Here is a 6,449-nt window from a genome sequence, read left to right on the forward strand (position 1 = left end):
TTATGAAATTGTTAAAAGGTAGAGATAAATTAAGATGGACGGTTTTAGTTGATCCAACCAGATAAAGTTAAAAGTGCAATAATCACTAACAAAAACATCACATTTCTTTTAGCCAAACGTACTAAAGTGCAGGGTTCTTCGGTGCAATCATTTTCATCTGGTTCTATTTCTTCGGCTCGTTTAGAGACATCTAACAAAAGTGTTTTAGCTTCAACGGCAGGGTCGGGTAAGTAGCCTAACCAAGTAGGGAAAGCACGAGAAAAATGCCCTACCAATAAAAAGCCTAAGGCCGTTATACGTACAGGTATCCAATCAATAATGTTGAGTAAACGTTTTACCTGCTTGGCAATTTGCTCGTTATCAGCGGATAATTTTGAGTCCAATTCTCGAACCAAAACATATAAAATCGCTCCAGAAGCTCCGCAGGCAGCGAACCATAAAATAACGGCTGTATAGTGACGGTAGTTTTGCCAAACTAGGTTTAGACCAAAAGAAATAGTGCCTTTATCATCGCCACTTATTTGATCCTCATACATGCTACAGGCCTGTAAATCACCTCTGTTAGCTGCTTGTAAAAAAACATTTATAGGTAGCACGGATTGTTGGGCAACCCACACAAACCATCAAAATTGTAGTGCTAATGACTAACTCTAATAATCCACCGGAAAATTTTTGTACAACTAAATACACAATAATTACAGGTACAAAGATAACCAGTGCCAAAATCCAAGATTTAGACGACGAATTAAACCAACCTCTAGGCTCTATAAATTGTAGGTACTTATCAGTATAAAACCCTGCTTGCCAATATTGGGATTTAGTGGTGACGCGTTCAACTAGCAGTACCAGCAACAAGCTGATTAATGTCATGATGTTATCTCTTGTTTTATCATTTTTCGAAAAAGTGGCCAGTCAAAGGCAATGCCTGGGTCGGTTTTTCTGCCTGGTGCAATATCATTATGACCAACAATACGTCCTAGAGTAATCGCAGGATACTCTTGTATCAATTGTTTAGTTAATAAACTTAGACTTTGATATTGATCTTGGGTGTAGGGAATGTGATCTGCACCTTCAAGCTCGATTCCAATAGAATAATCATTACATTTATTCATCCCCTGAAAACTGGATGCTCCGGCGTGCCACGCCCTTTTATCAAAAGGCACAAATTGCAGAATATGCCCATCACGTTTAATTAAGCAATGGGCAGACACGCGCATTTGATAAATACTGGCGAAGTAGGGGTGTAACTTAGGATCTAAACAGCCGCTGAAAAAGTACTTAATATAATCGCCACCAAATTCGTTTGGTGGTAACGAAATATTGTGCACCACCAAAAGTGATATTGGGGTTTGCTCTGGGCGTTCGTCCCAGTGAGAGGTAGAACAATATTCAGCTTGTGTTAAAATCGCGTTCTTAATCAAGGTTTTAGCAGCTTGAAATGGCTTTATTTTGTTATCATATCAAAGTGGATCAGTGAACGCTGACAAATTTTAGAGAGTAAATTAAGCAATGCAGCAGAAAAAAATGGGTAAAGGCATGTTAATTGTTGCATGGATCATTGGTTTGGGCTTATTAACGCTGTTGTTTGATGATCAACTTGCCAAGCAATTTAACCCCAATGCCGAGCCTATATCGTCATCTAGTCAAGGTGTGCAAGAGGTGCGGCTTAAACAAAATCGCGCTGGGCATTACGTCAGTAGTGGCCTTATTAATGGCCAACCTGTGGTGTTTTTATTAGATACTGGCGCGACTCATGTATCAGTACCTATGCATTTGGCAGAGCAACTTAATTTGCAAAAAGGCAGTTCGTCATGGGTGCAAACCGCAAATGGACGAGTTCAGGTGGCTCAGACAAATATACAACAATTATCTATTGGTGATATTCGCTTAGATAATGTCAGAGCCAATTTAAACCCTGGTTTTAAAGATAATGAAATATTGCTGGGTATGAGCGCATTAAAACAATTAGAATTCACCCAAAGAGGCGAATGGTTGATTTTACGAAACTTATAAATAGCCGAAAAGCCAAAGAAAAAGATTTTGAACCACAGGGACACAGAGAGCACAGAGAAAAGCAAAGAAGTAAGTAGCGGCTTCGCCGAAAAGACAAAGTCAAAAATTTAATTAGCTTATCTTAACATTCTTTTCCTCTGTGTAGCGCAGCGCTCTGTGCCTCTGTGGTGGAAAGCTTTTTATGTTGAAAAGCCAAAGAAAAAGATTTTGAACCACAGAGAGCACAGAGAGCACAGAGAAAAGCAAAGAATAAGTGGCGGCTTCGCCGAAAAGACAAAGTCAAAAATACTAATTAGCTTATCTTAACATTCTTTTCCTCTGTGCAGCGCAGCGCTCTGTGCCTCTGTGGTAGAAAGCTTTAAAATGGAATCGTATTATTCCCCATAATGACAAGAGAAATTATGCAAGATATTGATATTAAAGCAGCGGTTGCAATCGCATTATCAGAAGATTTAAACGGACTAGATGCAGACATTGGCGACATTACTGCAAACTTGATCCCCACCACGCAACAGATAGTCGCCGATATTATTACTCGTGAAGACTGTGTGTTAGCGGGAGCGGCTTGGGTCACAGAAACCTTTGCCCAGCTCAACAAAGACATTCAGTTGCACTGGTATGTCCAAGACGGTGAGCAACTACAAGTCGACCAGCCAATAGTGAGGATCTCGGGTAACGCTAGGCACATCTTAACGGGAGAGCGCACCGCGTTAAACTTCTTACAAACGCTTTCAGGCACAGCCACAATAGTCGCCAAATGTGTGAAAGAGTTAGCAGGTACCAACACTCAGTTATTAGATACCCGTAAAACATTGCCCGGAATGCGCCGCGCACAAAAATATGCAGTGACCTGTGGTGGTGGTACAAATCATCGTATGGGCCTATTTGATGCTTACCTTATAAAAGAAAACCATATTCTTGCCTGTGGTTCGATACAGGCAGCGGTTACTAAAGCAAGAGAGCAGCACGCCGAATTAGCAGTGGAAGTTGAAGTTGAAAATATTGCAGAATTACATCAAGCAATTGCGGCTAAAGCCGATATTGTAATGCTAGACAATTTTAGTTTGGCTATGCTTAAACAGGCGGTCATTGTCAACAAAGCACAGTGCAAACTAGAAGTGTCGGGTAATATTACTATCGAAAGATTAAAGACTTTATCTGCTTTAGGGGTAGACTTTATTTCCTCAGGCGCGCTTACTAAGCATGTTCAAGCGATAGACTTGTCTTTAAGAGTAATAGAAACTAGTGCTTCGAAGCATTGATCGCATTGCTTGTGATAGAGAGCTTGGGAAAAGAATGATAGGTGTATATTGAATGACAATTTTGATGGTTAAGACTTAGGTATGCATCTGAATACTTGTCAGATAGCTAACTCGTTCTATACTGAACAGGAATTCAAAAACAACGCCTTAAACTGGCAACCAAGTAGCAAAATTTTAAACTTAAATTTACACAATATGTGTTGGAGATAAAACCATGAACATGACTCAAATGAACAATGTAAAAAAACAAGGCGGCTTCACTTTAATCGAATTGATGATTGTTGTGGCTATTATAGGTATTTTGGCTGCGATTGCTTTGCCAGCTTATCAAACATATACTGAGAAAGCGAGATTCACTGAAATAACTAACGCTTCTGCACCTGCCAAAACCGCCGTAGAAATCTGTTTACAGATGGGTACTGCGCTTGCAGATTGTAATGCAACTACAGTAGCTGATCCAACTAGTATTCCTGCTGATGTTGCTGCGGCGAATGGTATCCCAGGCATAAGCGTAGCTGCTGGTGTCATCACAGTTGTTAAGCCTCTGGACTCTACTATCAATGGTGCAAATGCAGCCTCTTATGAATTGACTCCTACTGTTGCTGCAAATGGTGGTATTACTTGGGCTGCCGTTTGTGTCCCGACTGAAATGTGTTAATTAGTATTATTAAATAGTAAATGTAATAAAGTAAGATCAAAAGCCCAGCTAAGTCTGGGCTTTTTTGATTTTGTAATTAATCAAGTAAGGTAAATTATGGCTACTGCACCCACAATATTTGTCTACAACGGCTCAAATAGGCGAGGCCAGATAGTAAAGGGCGAAATTTCCGCCATGTCTATTGTCGAAGCTAAAAATCAACTTCGTAGACAGGGTATTTCTGCTAAAAAGGTTAAAAAGCTTGCCAAACCTTTATTTGGGAGTGGCGATAAAATTAAGCCTCTTGATATTGCTATATTATCTAGGCAAATCGCCACTATGCTCAGTGCTGGTGTTACCTTAATTCAAACGATAGAAATGATTGCTTCTGGTCACGCCAATAAAAAAATGCGCACCTTGTTAGGTGAAATAGGCGCCAGTGTTAGCGCAGGTAACCCACTTTCAGAAACGTTGCGTAAACATCCTGATTATTTTGACGATTTATATTGTGATTTAGTCGAAACCGGCGAACAGTCGGGAGCCTTAGAAACTATCTATGATCGTATTGCTATCTACAAAGAAAAATCCGAAGCCCTTAAATCCAAAATCAAAAAGGCCATGTTTTATCCCATAGCGGTAATAGTAGTAGCTTTTATTGTGACTACAATTCTATTAATTTTTGTGGTGCCGCAGTTTGAAGAAATATTTTCTAGTTTTGGTGCAGAACTGCCTGCCTTTACTCAGTTTGTTTTGGGTATATCTCGAGGTATGCAGGATTATGGATTAATTATTGCCGGAGTAGTATTTGCTGCTGGGACTTTATTTGCCAGAGCCCATAAAAAGTCTTTAAAACTCAGAGATTCTGTTGATAAAAAAACCTTAAAGATTCCTGTGATTGGTGAAATTCTTAAAAAGGCTTCAGTGGCTAGGTTTACTCGTACCTTGGCTACTACTTTTGCAGCTGGGGTGCCTCTTATGGGCGCCTTAGACTCTGCCGCGGGAGCTGCAGGTAATTCAGTATTTCGTGATGCTATCTTATTTGTTAAAAAAGAAGTTTCAGGTGGTATTCCCATGAATGTGGGTATGCGAAGTACTGGTGTGTTTCCTGAAATGGTAGTGCAGATGATTGCCATAGGTGAAGAAGCTGGCGCGGTTGATGAGATGCTCAGTAAAGTCGCCACTATCTACGAGGCAGAAGTTGACGATATGGTAGATGGCCTAACAAGTTTGTTAGAGCCGATGATCATGGCTGTATTAGGCGTAGTTATTGGTGGTTTGATTGTTGCCATGTACTTGCCGATATTTGATATGGGTAATGTGGTGTAGTGCAGCATCGAGCTATTAGCGACGAGCAAAAATCGAAAAAGAGTGATTGAGCCTAGCAGTATTTTTGTTTTTAATTTTTATAAGCTCGAAGCTCGAAGCTCGAAGCTCGTGACTCATTCGAGGCTTTCTGGCAAGCTACTGTCATTAGACATTTTTTAGTAATCTTTTATAAGCGACTTTATGCAAGCATCTTTTCAGTTAATGGCTGACTCACCGGCTTTTTTTATGGGTTTTGTGTTTATCGTCAGTTTGATGGTAGGCAGTTTTCTGAATGTGGTTATCTATCGTTTACCGGTTATGATGGAACGCTCGTGGAAAGCTGAAATAGCTGAGTATACGGCTTCACAAAATGCAGATGCTCCTAATGCAACTAGTCCTTGTGAACCTCCATTTAACTTAGTTAAACCTGATTCTACTTGCCCTAAATGCCAACATAAAATTAGAGCATGGGAAAATATCCCTGTCTTGAGTTGGCTGGCGTTAAGAGGTAAATGTAGCCAATGTAAAAACCCCATTGCTATTCGTTATCCTTTGGTTGAATTGGGTACGGGCCTGTTATCGACTTTAGTGGCATGGCATTTTGGTTTTGGTTTAGCAGGCTTTGCTGCAGTGGTCGCCACTTGGTTGTTGATTGCTATGACTTTTATCGACTTAGATACCATGTTATTACCCGATCAATTAACCTTATCCTTGTTATGGTTAGGCTTGTTGCTGAGTATCGAAGGTCCTTTTGTGTCTAGCCAAGATGCCTTGATTGGCGCTGCGGTTGGTTATTTGAGTTTATGGAGCTTGTATTGGGCATTTAAATTACTGACTGGCAAGGAAGGCATGGGATATGGCGACTTTAAACTACTTGCAGCCATAGGTGCTTGGGTAGGTTGGCAACATTTGCCCGTGGTAGTATTGCTGTCTTCATTTGTTGGTGCGATTGTAGGCGTGACTTTACTCACAGTACAAGGCAAAGACAAAAGCCAACCCATCCCCTTTGGTCCTTATCTAGCTGCAGCTGGTTTTTTAACCTTATTGTATGGTGATTGGATTGTTACCCAATATTGGCAGTGGATGTTGCCCTAAGCATTTAAAAGCTTGCTACCACAGAGAACTCAGAGCGCTGGGCTGCACAGAGGAAAAAAATGTTAAGAACAATTAATTGCAAGAATTTATGGCTTTGTTTTTTTCGGCCAAGCCGCCATTCGCCTTTGCTTTTCTCC

6 protein-coding genes and 1 pseudogene are annotated in these 6,449 nt (G+C 40.5%); 5 read left to right on the top strand and 2 right to left on the bottom strand.

Going from position 1 to position 6,449, the window contains the following annotated elements; all coding sequences use genetic code 11:
* Positions 1-44 precede the first annotated feature (44 nt).
* Together ampE and ampD are read right to left on the bottom strand one after the other, a co-directional pair.
* Positions 45-870 (bottom strand): annotated as a pseudogene (gene ampE, locus GARC_RS27670) (beta-lactamase regulator AmpE).
* On the bottom strand, positions 867-1,421 hold the full coding sequence (ampD, locus tag GARC_RS02705) for a 1,6-anhydro-N-acetylmuramyl-L-alanine amidase AmpD (RefSeq protein ID WP_007616414.1): 555 nt from the start codon (positions 1,419-1,421) through the stop codon (positions 867-869). Before ampD ends, ampE begins: the two are co-directional and overlap by 4 nt.
* A gap of 88 nt (positions 1,422-1,509) precedes the next feature.
* Between ampD and GARC_RS02710 the strand changes: the two genes are divergently transcribed.
* The 5 genes from GARC_RS02710 (at position 1,510) to GARC_RS02730 (ending at position 6,312) form a co-directional block, all read left to right on the top strand.
* Positions 1,510-2,013 carry a retropepsin-like aspartic protease family protein gene (locus GARC_RS02710; protein ID WP_007616416.1) on the top strand — a complete coding sequence of 168 codons (504 nt, stop codon included), beginning with the start codon at positions 1,510-1,512 and terminating at the stop codon, positions 2,011-2,013.
* 401 nt (positions 2,014-2,414) lie between these two features.
* Positions 2,415-3,275, top strand: coding sequence for a carboxylating nicotinate-nucleotide diphosphorylase (gene nadC, locus GARC_RS02715; protein ID WP_007616418.1), 861 nt, complete (start codon positions 2,415-2,417; stop codon positions 3,273-3,275).
* Between the two features lie 214 nt (positions 3,276-3,489).
* Positions 3,490-3,933: a pilin gene (locus GARC_RS02720; protein ID WP_007616422.1), complete on the top strand. Its 444-nt coding sequence runs from the start codon at positions 3,490-3,492 to the stop codon at positions 3,931-3,933.
* Between the two features lie 96 nt (positions 3,934-4,029).
* Complete coding sequence (locus GARC_RS02725) at positions 4,030-5,238, top strand: type II secretion system F family protein (RefSeq protein ID WP_039988476.1); 1,209 nt, start codon at positions 4,030-4,032, stop codon at positions 5,236-5,238.
* A gap of 180 nt (positions 5,239-5,418) precedes the next feature.
* Complete coding sequence (locus GARC_RS02730) at positions 5,419-6,312, top strand: prepilin peptidase (RefSeq protein ID WP_007616424.1); 894 nt, start codon at positions 5,419-5,421, stop codon at positions 6,310-6,312.
* Positions 6,313-6,449 lie beyond the last annotated feature (137 nt).

This window comes from Paraglaciecola arctica BSs20135 (assembly GCF_000314995.1).
In the GTDB taxonomy this organism is placed as follows: domain Bacteria; phylum Pseudomonadota; class Gammaproteobacteria; order Enterobacterales; family Alteromonadaceae; genus Paraglaciecola; species Paraglaciecola arctica.

Bases quoted from the DNA above. Each gene is read 5' to 3' on its own strand.
- GARC_RS02725 (WP_039988476.1), top strand. From the start codon at position 4,030: ATGGCTACTGCACCCACAATATTTGTCTACAACGGCTCAAATAGGCGA.
- nadC (WP_007616418.1), top strand. From the start codon at position 2,415: ATGCAAGATATTGATATTAAAGCAGCGGTTGCAATCGCATTATCAGAA.
- GARC_RS02710 (WP_007616416.1), top strand. From the start codon at position 1,510: ATGCAGCAGAAAAAAATGGGTAAAGGCATGTTAATTGTTGCATGGATC.
- GARC_RS02720 (WP_007616422.1), top strand. From the start codon at position 3,490: ATGAACATGACTCAAATGAACAATGTAAAAAAACAAGGCGGCTTCACT.
- GARC_RS02730 (WP_007616424.1), top strand. From the start codon at position 5,419: ATGCAAGCATCTTTTCAGTTAATGGCTGACTCACCGGCTTTTTTTATG.